Origin of the sequence: Roseovarius sp. BRH_c41, assembly GCF_000961715.1 — a bacterium.
In the GTDB taxonomy this organism is placed as follows: domain Bacteria; phylum Pseudomonadota; class Alphaproteobacteria; order Rhodobacterales; family Rhodobacteraceae; genus Roseovarius.
In genome coordinates this window covers 43,049-58,707 of record NZ_LADY01000053.1, presented here as the reverse complement: position 1 = coordinate 58,707, position 15,659 = coordinate 43,049, and the positions used below count along the sequence as shown (strand labels likewise).

The 15,659-nt window shown below is 61.5% G+C and carries 15 protein-coding genes; 3 read left to right on the top strand and 12 right to left on the bottom strand.

All coding sequences use genetic code 11. From position 1 onward, the window contains the following. Nucleotides 1-3 precede the first annotated feature (3 nt). Nucleotides 4-1,227, bottom strand: coding sequence for an acyl-CoA dehydrogenase (locus VR71_RS15495; protein ID WP_045685653.1), 1,224 nt, complete (start codon nucleotides 1,225-1,227; stop codon nucleotides 4-6). A 104-nt stretch (nucleotides 1,228-1,331) separates the two neighbouring features. Between VR71_RS15495 and VR71_RS15490 the strand changes: the two genes are divergently transcribed. After that, entirely contained in the window at nucleotides 1,332-2,243 is a 912-nt protein-coding gene (locus tag VR71_RS15490) for a LysR substrate-binding domain-containing protein (protein ID WP_045685651.1), read from the top strand. A gap of 284 nt (nucleotides 2,244-2,527) precedes the next feature. Here the strand turns inward: VR71_RS15490 and phoB are convergent, their stop codons facing one another. From phoB to VR71_RS15440, 10 genes are all read right to left on the bottom strand, one after another. Continuing rightward, a complete protein-coding gene (gene phoB, locus VR71_RS15485) occupies nucleotides 2,528-3,217 on the bottom strand; it encodes a phosphate regulon transcriptional regulator PhoB (RefSeq protein WP_009818868.1) in 690 nt (229 codons plus the stop codon). A 14-nt stretch (nucleotides 3,218-3,231) separates the two neighbouring features. Further along, on the bottom strand, nucleotides 3,232-3,960 hold the full coding sequence (gene phoU / locus VR71_RS15480; RefSeq protein ID WP_009818867.1) for a phosphate signaling complex protein PhoU: 729 nt from the start codon (nucleotides 3,958-3,960) through the stop codon (nucleotides 3,232-3,234). A gap of 10 nt (nucleotides 3,961-3,970) precedes the next feature. Then, a complete protein-coding gene (pstB, locus tag VR71_RS15475) occupies nucleotides 3,971-4,771 on the bottom strand; it encodes a phosphate ABC transporter ATP-binding protein PstB (RefSeq protein ID WP_009818866.1) in 801 nt (266 codons plus the stop codon). 16 nt (nucleotides 4,772-4,787) lie between these two features. Then, complete coding sequence (pstA, locus tag VR71_RS15470) at nucleotides 4,788-6,137, bottom strand: phosphate ABC transporter permease PstA (protein WP_045685649.1); 1,350 nt, start codon at nucleotides 6,135-6,137, stop codon at nucleotides 4,788-4,790. After that, nucleotides 6,134-7,594, bottom strand: a complete 1,461-nt coding sequence (gene pstC, locus VR71_RS15465; RefSeq protein ID WP_009818864.1) for a phosphate ABC transporter permease subunit PstC — start codon at nucleotides 7,592-7,594, stop codon at nucleotides 6,134-6,136. Before pstC ends, pstA begins: the two co-directional genes overlap by 4 nt. 59 nt (nucleotides 7,595-7,653) lie before the next feature. Then, nucleotides 7,654-8,691, bottom strand: coding sequence for a substrate-binding domain-containing protein (locus tag VR71_RS15460; protein WP_045685647.1), 1,038 nt, complete (start codon nucleotides 8,689-8,691; stop codon nucleotides 7,654-7,656). A 163-nt stretch (nucleotides 8,692-8,854) separates the two neighbouring features. After that, a complete protein-coding gene (locus VR71_RS15455) occupies nucleotides 8,855-9,901 on the bottom strand; it encodes an ATP-binding protein (protein WP_009818862.1) in 1,047 nt (348 codons plus the stop codon). A gap of 6 nt (nucleotides 9,902-9,907) precedes the next feature. Next, the gene (locus tag VR71_RS15450; protein ID WP_045685645.1) at nucleotides 9,908-10,429 is read right to left on the bottom strand and encodes a gamma carbonic anhydrase family protein; all 522 of its coding nucleotides are present in this window, start codon (nucleotides 10,427-10,429) and stop codon (nucleotides 9,908-9,910) included. Further along, nucleotides 10,426-11,067, bottom strand: coding sequence for a guanylate kinase (gene gmk, locus VR71_RS15445; protein ID WP_045685643.1), 642 nt, complete (start codon nucleotides 11,065-11,067; stop codon nucleotides 10,426-10,428). The genes VR71_RS15450 and gmk overlap by 4 nt, the downstream gene beginning before the upstream one ends. A 60-nt stretch (nucleotides 11,068-11,127) precedes the next feature. Continuing rightward, the gene (locus VR71_RS15440) at nucleotides 11,128-12,018 is read right to left on the bottom strand and encodes a YicC/YloC family endoribonuclease (protein WP_045685640.1); all 891 of its coding nucleotides are present in this window, start codon (nucleotides 12,016-12,018) and stop codon (nucleotides 11,128-11,130) included. A gap of 237 nt (nucleotides 12,019-12,255) precedes the next feature. Here VR71_RS15440 and VR71_RS15435 point away from each other — a divergent pair, with 237 nt between their 5' ends. Then, nucleotides 12,256-12,906 carry a PAS domain-containing protein gene (locus VR71_RS15435; RefSeq protein WP_045685639.1) on the top strand — a complete coding sequence of 217 codons (651 nt, stop codon included), beginning with the start codon at nucleotides 12,256-12,258 and terminating at the stop codon, nucleotides 12,904-12,906. Between the two features lie 192 nt (nucleotides 12,907-13,098). On the opposite strand, the gene VR71_RS15430 is transcribed toward VR71_RS15435, so the two are convergent. Further along, nucleotides 13,099-14,469 carry a class II 3-deoxy-7-phosphoheptulonate synthase gene (locus VR71_RS15430; protein WP_045685638.1) on the bottom strand — a complete coding sequence of 457 codons (1,371 nt, stop codon included), beginning with the start codon at nucleotides 14,467-14,469 and terminating at the stop codon, nucleotides 13,099-13,101. Between the two features lie 172 nt (nucleotides 14,470-14,641). Between VR71_RS15430 and VR71_RS15425 the strand changes: the two genes are divergently transcribed. Next, nucleotides 14,642-15,643, top strand: a complete 1,002-nt coding sequence (locus tag VR71_RS15425; RefSeq protein WP_045685771.1) for a GlxA family transcriptional regulator — start codon at nucleotides 14,642-14,644, stop codon at nucleotides 15,641-15,643. Nucleotides 15,644-15,659 lie beyond the last annotated feature (16 nt).

Genomic DNA, 15,659 nt, shown 5'->3' with positions numbered 1-15,659 from the left:
CGGTCAGAAGAAGGCCTGAAGCCCGGTCTGGGCGCGGCCCAGGATCAGGGCGTGGACGTCATGGGTGCCCTCGTACGTGTTCACGGTCTCGAGGTTGACCATATGCCTAATAACTTGAAATTCCTCTGAAATTCCGTTGCCGCCATGCATGTCGCGGGCGTGGCGGGCGATGTCCAGCGCCTTGCCGCAATTGTTGCGCTTGATCATCGAAATCATCTCGGGGGCGGCGTTGGCCTCGTCCATCAGGCGGCCGACGCGCAGGGCGGCTTGCAGGCCCAAGGTGATTTCGGTCTGCATATTGGCCAGTTTCAGCTGAAAGAGTTGGGTCTGGGCCAAGGGGCGGTTGAACTGCTTGCGGTCAAGGCCGTATTGCCGAGACGCGTGCCAGCAGAATTCCGCAGCCCCCATGACACCCCAAGCGATGCCGTAGCGGGCCCGGTTCAAACATCCAAAGGGGCCTTTAAGTCCTTGAACATTAGGGAGAAGTGACGATTCCGGCACCTCGACATTATCCATAACGATCTCACCGGTGACGGAGGCACGGAGCGAGAGTTTGCCGCCGACCTTGGGGGCACTCAGGCCCTTCATACCCTTCTCTAGCACGAAACCACGGATCTTGCCGTCATGTGCGTCGGACTTGGCCCAGATCACGAACACATCCGCGATAGGGCTATTTGATATCCACATCTTGGTGCCGGAGATGCGATACCCACTATCTGTGCGCACAGCACGGGTTTTCATACCAGCGGGATCGCTGCCTGCGTCCGGTTCTGTCAGGCCAAAACAGCCGATGAGATCGCCGCTGGCCAGACCGGGGAGATATTTGCGGCGCTGCTCTTCGGACCCGTAGGCGTAGATCGGATACATCACGAGCGAGGACTGCACGCTCATCATCGAGCGGTAACCCGAATCAACCCGCTCGATTTCGCGGGCGACGAGGCCATAGCTGACATAGTTCGAGCCGAGCCCGCCGTATTCCTCGGGGATGGTGGTGCCCAAAAGACCCATCTTCCCCATTTCCTTGAATATTTCGGGATCCACACGCTCTTCTCGGTAGGCGGCGATGACGCGTGGTTGCAGCACTTCTTGCGCGAAAGTGCGGGCGCTTGTGGCGATCATGCGCTCTTCTTCGGAGAGCTGGTCATTCAGACGGAAGGGGTCGGCCCAATCGAAAGAGTTAAGGTCCGGTGCATCCTTGGCGCGCAGCGTCGGCGTCTTGGCGTTCATGGCGGGCTCCTTATGAGTATTTTTACAGGTTGAGGGCAGGTTACACTGGCATAGTTGCGAAGAATAACGATAATTTCACATAGACATATGAGTAAACCGCAAGAATGACCCTGCCCCGCCGCTTTCTTCCGTCCATATCATCCTTGCGTGCGCTGGAGGCACTTGATCGTCTGGGCAGCGCCACTGCGGCAGCGGCGGAGCTCTCACAGACACAAAGTGCGGTCAGCAGGCAATTGAAAACATTGGAAGATCAGCTTGGTGTCGGGTTGATCGTGCGGCAGGGCCGTGGCATTCATCTGACTCCGGAAGCGGCGGATTATGCGGATAAAATCCGCGGCGCATTGCAGCAGATTGCACAGGCTTCGGTCAAGCTGACGGTCAATCCGGTGGGCGGCAGTCTGAGCCTTGCGATTCTGCCCACATTCGGGATGCGTTGGCTGGTGCCGCGACTGGCAGACTTTGCACGGCTGCATCCGGAGGTGACAATCAACCTGTCGACCCGGTTGAAGCCATTTAACTTTGTCACAGAACCCTTTGATGCAGCGATACATTTCGGGCATTCTGATTGGCTTGGCACTGAGGCTTTGCGCCTGCGGACGGAGCGGGTTGTTGCCGTGGCAACGCCCGAATTTCTAGCACGACAGGGACCCATTGAGAGTGCCGAGTCCCTCTTGCGTCTGCCGCTTTTACAGATTGAAACCCGGCCTTCTGCCTGGCCAACATGGTTCGAGGCTCAGGGGATTTTGGGGGCAAGGGTGTCGGGCACGATCTATGATCAATTTTCAACCATTACACAGGCGGCGTTGCATGGTCTGGGGGTCGCGCTCTTGCCGGATTATCTGGCCGAACAGGATCTGGCGACGGGGCGATTGGCAATAGCTTGGGGTGACAAGACGCTGATTTCAGGAGCTTATTACTTGGTTTGGCCCGTTCAGAACGGACGCGATCCGGCGCTACGCAAGTTTCGCGATTGGCTGGCGGGACAGGCCGAGGATGAGGACCTGTTACCGCGCTGAGCGACCGGGTGGGGAGATGGCTGATTTGGTGGGATGTACGATTGTGCGGAGTTTCCGTACGGCTTTAACGATTTGGAAAGCCTCAGCCCGCAAGATGAGGATGCGTGAGTCGTCCGGGGAATTGGACTGATCCCCCTACCCCGGTGCCGCGCGTGCCTTGGACTTGGAAACAGGAGGGCCAGAGGAGTCGAATAGTGCGTTCAGATGAAACCCGATTAACCGACGGTTGACAGGCGGTCCGCATGGACATGCTCTGACGCCGTCAGCCCCCCGCAAGCCCGCGGTCAGCCTAAGGCGTAGCCCGCGCCGCGCACGGTGCGCAGCGGGTCTTCGCCGCCATATTGGCAGAGCGCCTTGCGCAACCGGCCGATGTGGACATCGACGGTGCGGGTGTCGACATAGATGTCGCGACCCCAAACGCGGTCAAGGAGCTGCTCGCGAGACCAGACGCGGCCTGGCTTTTCCATGAAGGTGGACAGCAGGCGAAATTCGGTCGGGCCGAGTTTCAGCGGCTTTTCGCTGCGGGTCACGCGATGGGTTTCGGCATCGAGCACGATGTCGAGATATTCCAGTCGTTCGCCGACGGTTGCGGGGCGGGTGCGGCGCAGTTGGGCGCGGACGCGGGCCATGAGTTCGACCAGTGAATAAGGCTTGATCACATAGTCATCTGCTCCGGTCTCCAACCCGCGTACGCGGTCCACCTCTTCGGAGCGGGCCGAGAGCATGATGATCGGGATGCCGCGTGTTTCGGAGCGGGTCTTGAGTTGGCGGCAGACCTCGATGCCCGACACATTCGGCATCATCCAGTCAAGCACAATGATGTCGGGCGGCATCTCGGACACCATCAGGAGCGCCTCTTCGCCATTGCTGGCGGTGAGGACGTGAAAACCGTCGGCCTGAAGATTATAGCCGAGCACCTCACGCTGTGCTGGCTCGTCTTCGACGAGAAGGACGGTAGGCTGATCTGCGGACATCGGGCTTTCCTATCCTAGGCCTTGACCTTGGGGGCGAGATTGGGGTCGATGGACGTGTCGTCGCCCTTGGGGCGCGGATCCTCCGGAAAGGAGCCCGAGACGAGGTAGACCACCTGTTCTGCGATGGCCGTGACCAGATCACCCATGCGCTCGGTGTTCTTGGCAATGAAATGCAAATGCATGCAGGGCGTGATATTGCGCGGGTCCTCCATCATGAAGGTGAGGAATTCGCGAAAGATCGCATTATACATCTGATCGACATCCTGATCACGCCGGATCACCTCATTGGCAAGATCCATGTCGCGCTGGATATAGGCATCGAGCACATCCTTGAGCATTTCCTCAACTTCGCGCGCCATGCGGCGCAGCGCAGCGGGCGAGCCGTTGACAGCGGTCATCTGGCTGAGCACCGAGGTGCGCTTGGCCATGTTCTTGGCATAGTCGCCGATGCGCTCGAGGCTGGCGGAGATTTTGATCACGGTCAGGACAACCCGCAGGTCGCCGGCGGTGGGCGACCGCAAGGCCAGCACGCGGGCGGCCTCTTCGTTGATCTGCTCTTCGAGCGCGTCGATCGCCTTGTCGCGGCCGCGCACCTCTTCGGCAAGTTCATCGTCGCGGGATTCGAGCGAGCGGGCGGCATCGGAGATCGCGCGTTCGACCATGCCGCCCATCTTCATGATATGGGCCTGAATGGTCTCGAGGTCGCGGTCGAAGGAGGAGACGATGTGCTGATGGTCGGACATGGGGAGTTCCTTAGCCAATGCGCCCGGTGATGTAGCTCTCGGTGCGCTCATCCTTGGGGTTGGTGAAAATCTGGCCGGTGTCGCCGAATTCGACGAGATGACCCAAGTGGAAGAAGGCTGTTTTCTGGCTGACGCGGGCGGCCTGCTGCATCGAGTGGGTGACGATGACCACGGAAAACTCCTGGCGCAGCTCGTCGATCAGTTCCTCGACCTGCGCGGTGGCGATGGGATCGAGCGCCGAGCAGGGTTCGTCCATCAGGAGCACTTCGGGTGAGGTGGCCACGGCGCGTGCGATGCAGAGGCGCTGTTGCTGGCCCCCTGAGAGGCCGGTGCCGGGCTGATCGAGCCGGTCTTTGGCCTCGGTCCAGAGCGCGGCGCGGCGCAGGGACTTTTCGACGATCTCGTCAAGATCGGCTTTGGTGCGGGCAAGACCGTGGATACGTGGACCGTAAGCCACGTTGTCATAGATCGACTTGGGGAATGGGTTGGGTTTCTGGAACACCATGCCCACCTTGGCGCGCAATTGCACCGGATCGACCTTTTTGTCGTAGATGTCTTCGCCGTCGATGCGGATATCCCCCTCGACGCGGCAGATGTCGATGGTGTCATTCATCCGGTTGATGCAGCGCAGGAAGGTGGACTTGCCACAGCCCGACGGGCCGATGAAGGCGGTCACGGTCTTGTCGGCGATATCGACGTTCACGTCCTTGATGGCATGCGTATCGCCATAATAGACCTGCACATTGCGCGCGGCGATCTTGATGTCATTATTGCTCACTCTGGTCTCCGAGAGTTTTGGGGCGTCATACATGTGTCTATACCTTTGTTTACCAGCGGCGTTCAAACCGTCTGCGCAGAAGGATGGCAGCGATGTTCATCAGCACGAGGAAGACGAGCAGCACGATGATGGCCCCGGACGCGCGTTCGACAAAGGCCGGATCGCCGCGTTGGGTCCAGTTGTAGACCTGCACCGGTAGGGCGGCGGCAGGATCAAAGAAGCCCTCGGGCGGGCCGCCGGGGTATTCGCGCACAAAGGCCACCATGCCGATGAGGAGCAGCGGCGCGGTTTCGCCAAGCGCCTGTGCCAACCCGATGATTGCGCCGGTGAGGATACCGGGCATGGCGAGCGGCAGGACGTGGTGAAAGATCGCCTGCATCTTGGACGCGCCCACACCGAGCGCTGCATCGCGGATCGAGGGCGGCACGGATTTGAGCGCCGCACGGGTGGCGATGATGATGGTGGGCAGGGTCATCAGGGTCAACACGAGGCCACCCACGATAGGCGCTGATTGCGGCAGGCCCACCATATTGATGAAGATCGCAAGGCCAAGGATACCGAAGACGATGGAGGGCACCGCCGCGAGGTTGGAGATATTCACCTCGATGAGATCGGTCCAACGGTTCTTGGGGGCGAATTCCTCGAGATAGATGGAGGCCGCTACACCGAGCGGCAGCGCCAGCACCAAAACGATCAGCATCATGTAAATCGAGCCGATGATGGCCACGCCGAGACCGGCAGCCTCGGGGCGGGTGTCGGAGGCATCGGGCGCGGTGAAGAAGGCCCAGTTGAACTTGGTTGTGAGGATGCCCGCCTCTTTGAGTTGGTCCGCGAGTTGCAGTTGCTCGGGGGAGATGTTGCGGTCGAGGGCAGCGGTTTCCATGGTCACACGACCCTTGAAAAACCCGTCGATCCGGCCTGCTGCAAGAAGGTCGAATTGCACCGTTTCGCCGATCCTATCGGTGTTCGCCAGAACGAAGTCGCGCAAGGACGCAGGCGCCTCCTTGGAAATCAGCTCACCTGCGGCTTTGGCGTTGATGTCGGTCGCAGCCCCCACACGTTCGATGGCTGCTCCCATTGCGGCGTCGATCAGCGGCGCATAGCCAAAGGTGGACACTTTGGCGATATCTTCCGGGTTGCGGTTGCCGGTCTTGTCGAGTTTGGCGGGATCGAGATAGACCTCCAGCTCGATATAGGTCTGTTGAAAGGAGGACAGACCGCTGGCGAGGATCGAGGTCAGCAGGCCAACCAGAGACAGCAGGCCAATGGTGACCGCGACAAGGCCCATCATGCGGAACCGCGCCTCTTTGGCATTGCGTTGCTTGGTGCGGGCGTCCTGGGTTAGCAAGGACCCTTTGTGCGGGGCCGGGACGGCGTCTGAGGCGGTGAAATCGGTCATTCGTACTGCTCCCGGTATTTGCGCACGATCACAAGGGCGATGACATTGAGCCCAAGCGTGAAGACGAACAGGGTAAGGCCAAGGGCGAAGGCCACCAGCGTTTCGGGGCTGGCAAATTCAGTGTCGCCGGTCAACTGGCTCACGATCTTGACGGTGATTGTGGTCATCGCCTCGAAGGGGTTGAGGCCGAGTTTGGCCGCGGCCCCTGCCCCCATGACGACGATCATCGTCTCGCCGATGGCGCGGCTTGCCGCCAGAAGGATGGCCCCGACAACACCCGGCAAAGCCGCAGGCAGGATCACCTGTTTGATGGTTTCGGATTTGGTGGCCCCGAGGCCATAAGCCCCGTCCCGCATGGATTGCGGCACCGCGTTTATGATGTCATCCGAGAGCGACGAGACAAAGGGAATGAGCATGATCCCCATCACCAAACCGGCTGTCAGCACCGAGGACGAGGAGGAGCCAAGCCCAAGCGGTGAGGCCACATAGTCGCGCAGGAAGGGGCCGACGGTGATCAGGGCAAAGAGACCGTAAACGATGGTCGGGATGCCAGCCAGAACCTCGATCGCGGGTTTGGCGACGGCGCGCAGCGCTTTACTGGCATATTCCGCGAGATAGATGGCGATCATCAGGCCAATCGGCACAGCGACCAGCAGGGCCAGAAAGCTGACATAGAGCGTGCCCCACAAAAGTGGCAGGATGCCCAGATCCGAGCCGCCGCGAAATTGCGGGTTCCAGACGGTCGAAAAGAAGAAATCGCCGGCGGGATACATCTTGAAGAAATTGATGGTCTCGAAGAGAAGCGAGGCCACGATGCCCACGGTTGTGAGGATCGCCACCAGCGACGCGCCGATCAGCAGGGCCAGAACGAAGGTTTCCGAGGCGTTGCGGGCGCGCTGGTCGGGGTGGACGCGCAGCCATGACCAGACCAGCAGAGCGAGGGCCAAGCCAAGCACCGCCACGGTCATCAGGAAATGGCCGGAATTCTGCGACTTGCGCAGTTCCTTGGCCGCCTCAAACACCGGCACCGGCACGTCCGAACCAAGCGCCACGCCGACATTGCCGAGGCGGTTGCGGATATCGGTGAAATCAGCGCGCATGGCGTCAAGGTCGGCCTCGGACATTTGTCTGGCCGCCATCAGCGCATCGAGCCCTTCCGCGATGCGGCGGACATCGGCCATGACAAGGCTCTTGGCCCCGCCGTCGGGGATCACGCTGTCGGGGATCATCTGTCCGATCCGACCTTCGATCAGAAGCGGCTGCACAAAGAGCCACGTCAGCATCAAGAGAAGCGCAGGGACCGCAGTGAAGAGGGCAACGGCCTGACCGTAATAATTGGGCAGGGAATGCAATTTCTTGCCCGTGGCGTGTGAGGTTGCGAAGGCGCGCGCACGCCCCAAGAAAAAGCCCAGCCCGCCAAGGCCGAGCACGATCAGGATTATATAGCCGGTACTCATCTGCTCTCCGCCAAAAAGGGAGGGATGGCGCGGAGGTGCCACCCCTCGGAGGTCTTGGTTTAGTTCAGCACGCCCATGGGGACGCGGTTGGCAACCATTTCCTGAGTCTTGGCAAGCTCGGGGTCGGACACGAGGCCATAGGCCGAGAGCGGGCCATCGGGGCCTGCGATCTCGTCGGAGACGAAGAACTCGATGTATTCCTGCATGCCCGGGATCACATCAAGATGTGCGTTCTTGACGTAGAAGAACAGCGGACGCGACACCGGGTATTCGCCGGATGCGATGGTCTCGACCGAAGGCTCAATGCCGCCCATCGTGGCAACCTGAAGTTTGTCGGTGTTGTTCTGGTAGAACGAGAGACCAAAGACGCCGATGCCGTTCTTGTTGGCGTCAACGCGGGCCAGCGTTTCGGTGTAATCGCCGTCGATGTCGATCGACGCGCCATCGGTGCGCAGCGCCATGCAGGCCTTTTCAGCGGCTTTCTCGTCGCCGCCATTGGCCGCGAGATGCGCGTCATAGGTGCCGTTTTCTTCGCAACCGGCGATGATCACCTTTTCGTCGAACACTTCGCGGGTGCCGTGCTTGGTGCCGGGCACGAAAGCGAGGATTTCGTCGCCGGGCAGGTCGGCGCGCACGTCGGACCAGACCTTGTTGGTGTTGTCAGCCAGAGCGCCATCCTTGACGACCTGAGCCGCCAGCGCCGCGTGCCAATCCGCCGGGGTAAAGGCGTAGGACGGGCCGTTGATGTCGGACGCAAAGACGATGCCATCATAGCCGATGCGGACTTCCATGATCTCGGTCACGCCATTCGAGGCGCAGAGGTCGATATCCGACTGCTTGATGCGCGAGGAAGAGTTGGCGATATCGATGGTGTTCTCGCCGACGCCTTCGCAGAGTTTCTTGCGGCCAGCGCCCGACCCGCCGGATTCAACGACCGGGGTAGGGAATTCAAAATTTTCGCCAAAAGCTTCGGCGACGATGGCGGCATAGGGCAGCACGGTCGAGGAGCCAGCGATCTGGATGTTGTCACGGGCTGCGGCGGTGCCAGCAGCGAGGGCCGTCAGGGCCAGGGCGGAAACGGTGGATTTGAACAGCATGAGTTGCTCCTGAGTTCGGTTTCACGGGGCGCCCAGGCAGGGGCGACCTCGGGGCCAGCACTAGGCGAGATCCACAACGCTTTTGTTACATTTATGTAACTGTTTTATGACAGCGCGGGAAAGGCCGGGTTTCAGAAGGTTTTTTTACGCGCGCAGGGTTTGGCTAGGGTTCTTGTCGGTCCCATTGCGGCAGAATCACCGAAAACTCGGCGCCCTCACCCGGCGTGGAAGAGATTCGCAGCCGTCCCCGGTGGCGGTTGACGATATGTTTGACGATGGCGAGGCCAAGGCCGGTGCCCCCCATCTCGCGCGAGCGGTGGGTGTCGACCCGGTAGAACCGCTCGGTCAGGCGGGGGATATGCAGCGGGTCGATGCCGGGGCCCTGATCACGGACGCGCGCCACGATGGCCGGGGCGCGCAGGGTGGCATCGCGCGGGGTACGCTCCAGCGTGATTGTGATGTGGTTGCCCGTGCCGCCATATTTGATCGCGTTTTCAATCAGGTTGGTAAAGACCTGTTGCAACTGGTCGTCATTGCCGCGCACCACCATGCCTTCGGGTGGATCGAAACTGATGTCGCAGGCGCGGTCGCGCGCCAATGGGCGCAGCGCATGCAGAACCGATCCGATCACCTGCCCCAAGTTCACCTCGTCGCGCGGGCGCACGCGCTCTTCGCTCTCGACCCGGCTGAGTGACAGAAGATCGCGCACAAGGCGTTCCATCCGTGCCGCCTCGGATTGCATGATCCCGAGAAAGCGGTCGATGGCGGCCTGATCGTGGCGCGCAGGCCCTTGCAGCGTTTCGATGAAGCCCATGAGCGCGGTCAAAGGCGTGCGCAATTCATGGCTGACATTGGCCACGAAATCACGGCGCATCTGCGCGGCATGTTCGCGTTCGGTCAAATCCTCGAAACACACGAGCGTGCCGCGCGCATCCAGGGTTTCGACATAGCCCACATGCACCTGAAAGCTGCTGTCGCGCCCCGCCTCGGAGGTTTGATAGGTGATCTTGCGTGGCTGACGGTCGCGCAATGTCGCCTCGATCGCCTCGAGCACATCGGGCTGGCGGAGCGCGGTCAAAAGATGCCGCCCCTCGAGCCCCTGCCCCAAGAGGTCGCGCGCGCCCTGATTGGCGGCAAGGATGCGATCCTGCGGCCCGACCAGAAAGGCAGCAAGCGGGATGCCTGCGAGAACGGTGGCCAGACCCTGCATCGCGTGTCAGAGCGCCGTGAGGCCGGTGCGATACCGGCGCAGGTTCTGTTGATAATGCAAGGCCGTGGCGCGCAGGGCCGCAATCGCGGCCGCGTCCAGACTGCGCACCACCCGTCCCGGCGCGCCCATCACGAGGCTGCCTTCGGGGATTTCCTTGCCCTCGGTGATCAAGGCACCTGCGCCAATCAGGCTGTTGCGCCCGATGCGTGCGCCGTTGAGCACCGTGGCCCCCATGCCGATCAGCACATTTTCCTCCAGAATACAGCCATGAAGCATCGCCTTGTGCCCGATGGTGCAGCCCGGCCCGATGAGGAGCGGATAGCCCATATCTGTGTGCAGGACGCAGTTTTCCTGCACATTGCTGCCAGCGCCGACGCGGATTTCCTCATTGTCGCCGCGCAGGGTGCAGCCGAACCAGATCGAGGCCAGATCCTCGATCACCACCTTGCCGATCACGTTCGCATCGGGGGCGATCCATGTGTTTTCGGCAATCTGCGGCGCGTGGCCGTCGAGCGTGTAGATCGTCATTGCATCTCCTCGAATTCGGTTTGCAGCGCGCGTACATGGGCGGTCAGGCCCGGCTGCTGGCTGCGGCGCAGGCGCGTGGCCTCGATGATGGTCTTGAGCCGCGCCTCGGTGGTGTCGAGATCGTCATTCACCAGCACGAAATCATAGCCGTCCCAATGGCTGATCTCATCCCAGCTTTTCTCCATCCGTTTGGCGATCACCTCGGGCGTGTCCTGCCCGCGCGTCTCAAGCCTGCGGTGCAATTCGCGGATCGAGGGGGGCAGCAGAAAGATCGAGAGCGTATGTGCGCCAAGCGCCGAGTTGCGGATCTGCTGCGCGCCTTGCCAGTCGATATCAAAGAGCACGTCACGCCCGCCATCAATCGCCGCCTGCACCGGGCCACGCGGGCTGCCGTAGAAATTGCCGAACACATGCGCATGTTCCAGCATTTCTCCGGCCGCCACATCCTGCTTGAAGCGCGACTGTGACATGAAATGATAATCCTGCCCGTCCACCTCGCCGGGGCGCGGGGCACGGGTCGTGGCCGAGACCGAAAAGGCTATCGTGGGATCCCAGTCGCGCAGCCGCCGCGAGAGGGTGGATTTGCCAGCACCCGAGGGCGAGGACAGAATGATCAAGAGACCCCTGCGATTGCTCATTCTATGCCCTGCCCTTTTTCTTGGTGCAAATACTCAAATCCTGCGCTGACCGCGCGCGCGTCATTCGACATTCTGCACCTGTTCGCGCATCTGGTCGATCACGGTCTTGAGGTTGAGACCGATCTCGGTCAGCCCGGTATGCTGCGCCTTGGAGCAGAGCGTGTTGGCCTCTCGGTTGAATTCCTGTGTGAGAAAGTCGATCTTGCGTCCGAGCGGCGAACCGGCATCGAGCAAGCTCCGCGTCGCTGTGATATGGGCGGTCAGGCGGTCCAACTCTTCGGTCACGTCCAGTTTGACCGCGAGCAGGCCCAGTTCCTGAGCAAGGCGGGCGGGATCAAGGTCGGGCATCGCGTCACGCAGGCGCGACAGGGCATTCTGATGCGCGCGGGCGACATCGGCGCTGCGGCTCTCGAGCAAGGAGCGCGCCGCCGTTGTCAGGCGGGAAATCTCGTCCAGTTGGGCACGCAGCACCTGCGCAAGTGCCGCACCCTCTGAAGCGCGCATGGCGAGGAAATCGTTGAGCACGGGGTCGAAATCCGCAAGGAGCGCCGCGCAGAGCGCGCTGGTGTCGCTCTCGCCCGCACCTGCCTCGAGCACGCCGCGCAGGGACAGGATATCGGCGGCGGTGCCGGGGCCGAGCGACAGGCCGCAGGCCATGGCGCGGTCTTCGACCAGGGCCATGGCGCGCAGCACATCCTCGAGCCGGTCGGGATTCACCGCCATCTGGCCGCTGGCATCCTCGCTGGTGACACGCAGGCTCAGCGCCACATTGCCGCGTGTCAAGGCCTGACCCAGCCTTGCCCGGAGGGCTGGCTCCAACCCGTCGATCCAGTCGGGCACGCGCAGGCGCAGGTCCAACCCCTTGCCATTGACGCCGCGCAATTCCCAAACCCAGCTATGGCCCATATGCGCGCCCTTGGCCGTCGCGAAAGCGGTCATCGAATGGATCATGCCTTGGGTCGTCCTTGGATCGTGCCGGTTTGCCCCGTCCTAGTGCGTGGTCTGGCGGCTGGCAAGTCTCGGCTGTGGCCTTGGGGGGTGAGTGGTTAACCAAGCACAGCGATTTTTAAACAAATTCCCGGAAACTTGTGTCAGTTTGAAGCAAGCGCGCGGTGTCTCAGGTGCGGATTAAACCGGATCAGGGATGTTGGCGCGGGTGGTTTCAGGCGTTGGGAGGTGAGGTGTATTATGCCGGATGACAGGACGATTTTGCAGGTGCCGGGCGCATCACACGGTTTGCAGGCGCGGCAAGAGGCGGATTTACGGGCACTTTGCAGCTATTGGGAGGGGCTTTGTCAGCGCAACAGCGTGCCGCGCCGGTCAGACATCGACCCGCGCCGGATCAGCGGGCTGTTGTCCAATGCCTTTATCGCCGAGCGGATCGCACCGGGTGTGACGCGGCTGCGCATCGCGGGGATTCATCTGAATGCCCTGATGGGTATGGAAGTGCGGGGCATGCCGCTCACGAGTTTCATTGCGCCCGCGGCGCGTGAGGCCTTTGCGCTCGCGCTGGTCGATCTCTTTGAGCGGCCCGCGCGGTTGGAGTTGGATCTGCATGCCAGAGCGGGATTGGGGCGGCCCGAGATAACGGGGCGGATGATCCTGTTGCCGTTGCGCAGCGATCTGGGGGATGTGTCTCGCGCATTGGGCTGTCTGGTGACGCAAGGCGAGATCGGGCGCGCCTCGCGGCGGTTCGAGGTGGAGGCGGTTCGGGTGCTGCCGATTGGAACGGTTGCGCCGGAAATGAAGCCCTTTGCCGCCTTACCGGGCGGGCTGCGCGACGAGGGGCGCGGGCGCGGTATGAGCCGGGGGCGGGATTATCTGCGCGTGGTGAAGTAGGAACACCTGGGGATGGGTCTTGAGCCGACATTGACCCCCAAAGCGCCCACGCGCGGAGCAAAGGCGCGGAGCGTAGCCGCGCGGTCGCTGGGCCGTCTCGCGGCCCAGCGACCGCGCGGCTTACCCTTGAGATGAACGTCAGCAACAGACCAACCGCAACAGGGTTATTCCCTGCTGCGATCAGTCCGTTTATCAGCCCGCCTCGGCCTGACGGCGCTCAAGGCGCAGGGATTTGAGTTCCTCGGCCACAAGGAAGGCCAATTCCAGCGACTGGCTGGCATTGAGGCGCGGGTCGCAGGCGGTGTGATAGCGGGCCGAGAGGTTTTCGTCAGAGAGCGCACGCATGCCGCCGGTGCATTCGGTCACGTCCTGACCGGTCATCTCGAAATGCACGCCGCCGGGGATGGTAGCCTCGGATTTGTGGATCGCGAAGAACTCGCGCACCTCGCGCAGCACGGAATCGAAGGGCCGTGTTTTGTAGCCTGTCGCCGATTTGATCGTGTTGCCATGCATCGGGTCGCAAACCCAGAGCACATTGGCCCCCTCTTGTTCGACCGTGCGGATCAGGCGCGGCAGGTTGTCACCGACCTTGCCCGCGCCGAAGCGCGCGATGAGCGTCAGGCGCCCGGCCTCATTGCTCGGGTTCAGCGTGGCCAACAGCCGCTTGAGATCCTCGGAGGTCATGGTCGGGCCGCATTTGAGGCCGATCGGGTTCTGCACGCCGCGCAGGAATTCGACATGCGCACCGTCGGGTTGACGGGTGCGGTCACCGATCCAGAGCATATGCCCCGAGCCTGCCAGCCATTTGCCGGAGGTGGAATCAAGCCGACAGAGGGCCTCTTCGTATTCCAGCAAAAGCCCCTCATGCGAGGTGTAGAAATCCACCGTCTTGAGGGTATGGGCACTGTCGCTGTCGATGCCTGCCGCCTTCATGAAGTCGAGCGCGTCGGAGATGTGATTGGCCATCTCGCGGTATTTCGCGGCTTTTTCGCTCTCGGTGAAGCCAAGCGTCCAGGCATGCACCTGATGCACGTCGGCATAGCCACCTGTTGAAAAAGCGCGCAGCAGGTTCAGCGTGGCAGCCGCCTGCGTATAGGCCTGCAACATCTTTTCCGGATTGGGGATGCGCGATTCCGGCGTGAAGGCCAGTTCGTTGATGATGTCACCCCGGTAGCTGGGCAGTTCCACGCCATCAATGACCTCGGTGGGTGCCGAGCGCGGCTTGGCGAATTGACCGGCCATGCGGCCAACCTTGACCACCGGCACCTTGGCCCCATAGGTCAGCACCATCGCCATTTGCAGCATCACCTTGAAGGTGTCGCGGATCGCATCGGCCGAGAACTGATCGAAGGCCTCGGCGCAGTCGCCGCCTTGAAGCAAGAACGCCTCGCCGCGTGCGGCAGCCCCCAAAGCGCGCTTGAGGCGGCGCGCCTCGCCGGCGAAAACCAGCGGCGGATATTGTGTCAGACGGGCCTCGACACCGGCCAGAGCGGCGGCATCGGTATAGTCAGGCATCTGCACCCGCGGTTTCGCGCGCCAGCCTGTTTTCTGCCATTCCGTCATTGTCGTCACTCCGCTTGATCGTATTCTGAGCCTTGTCCTTAACAAAGGCAGGGACGAGAGGCCATATGAAACGCGCAGGAATTGGCCGCAAAATAGCAGGGCCTCTCTTGTCAATCCAGACAGTTTCATGACAGACCCGATAAGGGCCATTGCGCCGGGGATTCGGATGAGTATGACGTCAGAGGCCACAAGAATCGAGGTCAAGGCACCCAAAGCGCCGAAACGCTTTGTGTTTGTGCTGCTCGATAACTTTACACTTCTCAGCTTTGCGTCGGCGATTGAATGTCTGCGTATTGCCAATCGTATGGCGGAAGAAGAGCTCTACAGTTGGGCGCTCAGTGGCGATTCCCAAGAGGTCATCACCTGCTCTGCCGGTGTCCGGTTTTATCTTGATTTTCCGCTGGCAGAGTTGAACCGGGACGATGTGGTATTGGTCTGTGGTGGTGTCGATGTGCAGGCCGCCGCAACCAAGCGCATGTTGAACTGGCTGCGCCGCGAGGCGCGCAAAGGGTTGCGTATGGGCGGGCTCTGCACGGCGGCCTATGTTCTGGCCAAGGCCGGGTTGCTGGATGGCAAGCGCGCCACGATCCATTGGGAAAACCACGACAGTTTCATCGAGGAATTCGAGGACGTGCATCTGACCAAGTCGGTCTTTGTGATCGACGGCAACCGGATGACCACGGCGGGCGGCACCTCTTCCATTGACCTGATGCTGAATATCATTGCCGATGATCACGGCGAGAAGCTGGCCAATGCGGTGGCGGATCAGCAGATTTACAGCTCGATCCGCACCGATCAGGACACGCAGCGTTTGAGCGTGCCGACACGGATCGGCGTGCGCCATCCCAAGCTGAGCCAAGTGATCCAGATGATGGAGAGCAATATCGAGGAGCCGATCAGCCCGGCGGTTCTGGCACGCGAAGTCGGCATGTCGACACGGCAGCTCGAGCGGTTGTTCCGGCGGTATCTGAGCCGCAGCCCCAAGCGGTATTACATGGAATTGCGTCTGCAAAAGGCGCGCAATCTGTTGATGCAGACCGATATGACGGTGATCAACGTGGCGCTGGCCTGTGGCTTTGCCTCGCCGTCGCATTTCTCGAAATGCTACCGGGCGCATTACAACACGACGCCCTATCGCGAGCGTGGGGCGCATTCGTCGCGGCTGTCGGTGTGACAGGGTGCCGCTTTCT